This window comes from Archangium sp. (assembly GCF_036388035.1).
Lineage (GTDB): Bacteria > Myxococcota > Myxococcia > Myxococcales > Myxococcaceae > Archangium.
In genome coordinates this window covers 1-4,065 of record NZ_DASVSO010000407.1, presented here as the reverse complement: position 1 = coordinate 4,065, position 4,065 = coordinate 1, and the positions used below count along the sequence as shown (strand labels likewise).

The following is a 4,065-nucleotide window of genomic DNA, read 5'->3' as shown; positions in this document are numbered from 1 at the left end:
TGGACGCGCAGGCGCGCGAGGTGCGCCAGCGCTACGAGGACTCGGTGGAGTCCGTGCTGAAGAAGAACGGCGAGCTGCTCGCGCAGGCGCGGCTGGCGGCCCATGGCACCACGGGCTACCCGGACGCCACCTTCACCCTGCGCCTCAACTACGGCGTGGTGAAGGGCTGGGAGGAGAACGGGCGGCAGGTGCCGCCGCTCACGACGTTCGCCGGTGCCTATGCACGGCACACGGGCAAGGAGCCCTTCCGGCTGCCGGACTCGTGGCTGAAGGCCCAGGGCAAGGTGCCGGGCGAGACGCCGCTCGACGTGGCCACCACCAACGACATCATCGGTGGCAACTCGGGCTCTCCCCTGGTGGACCGCGAGGGGCGCGTGGTGGGGCTCATCTTCGATGGCAACCTGCACTCGCTGGGCGGCGACTACGCGTACGTGCCGGAGACCAACCGCGCGGTGGCCGTGCATGGGGACGGCCTGCTGGGGGCCCTCGAGCACGTCTACGGCGCCGGGCGGCTGGTGAAGGAGCTGCGCGCCCACCAGCGGTGAGCGGAGCCGGGGGGCGGCTGGCGACGCCGCCCCTCGCGTGCCGCGCTAGCCGATGGCGCGCAGGCGCGCGGGCTCTTGCCCCTCCGCGACCGAGCCGCGCGCGGCGGTACCGTCCTCCTCGTCTTCCTGCACGAAGGCCGGCAGGGACAGCACGAAGGTGGTGCCTTGTCCCGGGGTGCTGCGCACTTCGATCTGCCCGCCCATGGATTGGACGATGGAGTGGCAGATGGCGAGCCCCAGGCCGGTGCCCTCGCCCACCGGCTTGGTGGTGAAGAAGGGGTCGAAGATGCGCTGCTGCACCTCCGTGCTCATGCCCGCCCCGTTGTCCTCCACCTCCACCACCACCCGCTTCGCCCCGTCGCTCCAGGTGGAGACGCGGATGAGGTTGTTCTCCGAGCGCTTCTCGGGGAAGGCCTGCACGGCGTTGACCAGCAGGTTCACCAGCACCTGTCCCAGGCGCGCCTCGTTGCCCAGGATGGCCGGCACCGGCGCGAGCGCCCGCTCCAGCCGGGCGTTGCTGCGCATCATCTCGTTGCGCACCAGCCGCAGCGCCCCGTCGATGACCTGGTGGACGTTGATGGGGCCCCGGCGCTCCTCGTCCGAGCGCGCGAACGTCTTCAGGTCCTGGACGATGGAGCGCACGCGACCGGCGCCCTCCTGCGTCTCGGCCACCACCTCGCGCAGCTCGGGCAGGGCCTCGGGCGGCAGCGTCTCCTGGGCGAGCTGCTCGCTCAGGAAGGTGAGGTTGGAGCAGACGTAGGCCAGCGGGTTGTTGATTTCGTGCGCCACGCCGGCCGCCAGCGTCCCCATGGACGTCATCCGGTCCGCCAGCCGCAGCTGCGTCTCCAGGCGCTTGCGCTCGGTGAAGTCGCGGATGACGGCCACCAGGGCGGGCTGGCCATCGGCTCCGGGGAAGACGGCCCGGTTGGTGACGATCGCCCGGGTGATGCCCGAGCTGTCGGTGAAGGTCTGCTCCTGCTCGCCGGACTGGCCGGAGGTGAAGGTCTGCTCGTCCTGCGTCCAGAAGGCTTGCGCCTGGTGGTCGGGCAGGAAGTCCATGGTGGTCTTGCCCAGCAGCTGCTCGGCGGGGCGTCCCATGACGCGGCAGAAGGCGCTGTTGACCGCCACGAAGTGGTGCGAGCGATCCTTGACGAAGAGTGGCTCCGGCACGGCCTCGAGCGTGTTGCGCAGGAAGTCGCGCGTGCGCTCCAGCTCGGCATGCGCCTGGATGCGCTCCAGCTCCGCGCCCGCGCGGGCCGCGAAGGCGCCCAGCAGCGCGAAGTCCATCTCCCCGGCGTCCAGCAGCTGGTCGTGCAGGATGGCCAGCACCCCGATGACCTCGCCCTTGGTGCTGCGCAGCGCCGCGCCCAGGTAGCCGCGCAGGCCGAGGTCCACCAGCATCAGGTCCTCGGGGAAGTGCTGGCTCACGTCATCCGCGTAGTGGCAGATGGAGCAGGCGATGGCGTTGTGGCAGGGCGTCCCCTGGAGCGGATAGGTCACGTCGTTCTGGAAGGAGCCCTGGCCCCAGAAGGCGAGCGTGCGGATCGAGTCCTGCTCGGGGATCATCTGACCCACCATGGCGCAGGTGACACGGAACGCCTCGGCGAGCTGCTTGACCAGGGTGCGGAAGAAGTCGTGGCCGAGGTCGGCCGTGGTGGCGGCCAGCAGCGTCTGCAGGGCCCGCTCCGGAGGCACGCGCGAGGACGTCAACCCCCCCGACTGGGTGGCCGAGCGGGAGGGAACGCCCATGCGCCGGGTGAGCGTGAGCAGGTTGGGGGCCCAGCGCTCCTCGATGGGGGAGATGCACTCGCTCACCCCGGCGAGGATCATCGCCTCCTGTGCGGCGGGGTCACGGCGCGTCAGCACCACCAGGCAGGTGCGCGACAGGGAGGAGATGGAGGCCAGCCGCCGGCAGACCCCGATTTCCTCCTCTAGCGGTCCTCCCACGTCCCAGAGCACGACCAGCCCGGGGGGGAAGACTTGCGGCAGGGAGGGACTCTCCAGGGTGAGGTGGCGGCACTCGATGGCCAACCCCTCACCATGGAGCGCCTGCTCCAGCTCTTCACCCACGGAACTCGGGACGCCCAGGAACGTGACGTACATGGCATTCATCTTCGCGGCTCCACGCGCCCCAGAGGGGCGCGGAGCCTGGGGCGAGGGGATCAGCCTACCTTACGCGCGAGCGTCAAAGGAGGGGTGCTCACCTCCCCGAGAAGCCATTGGTCCCGTTCCCGACTGAACCACTTCGCGTCGCTCTCGGCCGTCTCCTGGTCGAGGAAGTAGGCGACATCCAGCCGGGGGCCGGGCTTGCCCGTCTCCCCGTTCCACTCCAGGACGCCCCAGCGAATCAGCGGGCTGAAGATTTGATGATCCCACGCATACGGCATGTGCCACTTGAGACCACCTTGAGCGGGCAGCTCCATGTGGCGCCCCTCACGCTGGGCATTCTTGTATTCCGCGAAAGCCTTGGCATCCCGCTCCGCGGTCTTCTCTTCGACGAAGTAAGCGATATCCCTGCGAGGCGACAGGGCCACCGGTCCTCCGCACTTCTCGCCCACCCCTCCGCATTCCACGACAATCCAGCCAACCATTGGCTTACCGATTTTGTGATCCCACTCCAGAGCGACGTAAAGCACGAGAACCCCCGAGGCGTTCGGTTGCTGTCGAGAATCCTAAAGCCAAGATGACCGGAATGAATAGACTCCTTTTAAATCGTTATTTTTTGGAAAAACCGAGAAAGCCTAAATACCTCCAAGGCTTTATTTATCCAATCACAGTGCGTATGGACGGACGGAAAGAAAGACATTGTGAGAGGTGTGCGTACCCAGACAGACAGGTAGGCTCGGGTCGTTTCGGGCTTTGAAGCACCCTGTCTGGCTTTGCTGCACGGGCCGTGAAGGAAGCTTTCAGCGCTCGCGACGGCCCGGAGGCGGTCCGGCCCAGGCCCAGTAGAGCAGGGTGCCGAGCAGACCCGCCCAGGGGACCAGGGGCGCGGCCGCCAGCACGCCGTCCAAGCAGAGGCGGAGGCGGCACTCGGGCCGGGCCCAGGTGGAGAAGGCGCCGAGCAGCAGGGGCAGGTGGCTGGCGAGGAAGCCCGCGCCCAGTCCGCGCGGCACGTCTCCGCGCCTCCACCGGCGCGTCATCAACCGCCACGCCGTGGGCAGCAGCACCAGCGCGGCGAGCGCGGTGAGGGCCAGCCTCTGGTGCCGCGTCTCGGTGGCGAGGAAGAGCACCCCCAGCGTCAGCAGCAGGGGAGGCCACAGCGGGGCGTTCTCGTCGTGTTCGTCCTCGGGCGCGGACATGGGGGCTCGTTGGCAACAGTAACAGGGTGACAGTTGGGCGCCGCCGCCCGTCACCTCCTGGACGTCTGCCTTGCCCCGGACGGGCCGTACGTTGTGCGTTGCGTCAGGGGTGGATTACTTATCGCTGTCAATAGGTGAGATGAGGTGGGGTGGTTCGAGCGCCTCCTCCCACTCGGGCGTAAAGGCCTGATTCCTCTCGTTCGCCCGGCCAGGAGGGG

Annotated in this window: 4 protein-coding genes; 1 reads left to right on the top strand and 3 read right to left on the bottom strand. The window is 68.5% G+C overall.

The genetic code is table 11. From position 1 onward, the window contains the following. A partial coding sequence (locus VF697_RS16480; protein ID WP_331096050.1) for a S46 family peptidase occupies nt 1-545 on the top strand: 545 nt, incomplete at its 5' end. A gap of 45 nt (nt 546-590) precedes the next feature. Here the strand turns inward: VF697_RS16480 and VF697_RS16475 are convergent. From VF697_RS16475 to VF697_RS16465, 3 genes are all read right to left on the bottom strand, one after another. Next, nucleotides 591-2,657 carry an ATP-binding protein gene (locus VF697_RS16475; RefSeq protein ID WP_331096048.1) on the bottom strand — a complete coding sequence of 689 codons (2,067 nt, stop codon included), beginning with the start codon at nt 2,655-2,657 and terminating at the stop codon, nt 591-593. Nucleotides 2,658-2,707: 50 nt separating this feature from the next. Next, nucleotides 2,708-3,181, bottom strand: a complete 474-nt coding sequence (locus VF697_RS16470) for a hypothetical protein (RefSeq protein ID WP_331096046.1) — start codon at nt 3,179-3,181, stop codon at nt 2,708-2,710. Between the two features lie 270 nt (nt 3,182-3,451). Further along, nucleotides 3,452-3,847: a hypothetical protein gene (locus tag VF697_RS16465; protein WP_331096044.1), complete on the bottom strand. Its 396-nt coding sequence runs from the start codon at nt 3,845-3,847 to the stop codon at nt 3,452-3,454. Between the last annotated feature and the right edge of the window lie 218 nt (nt 3,848-4,065).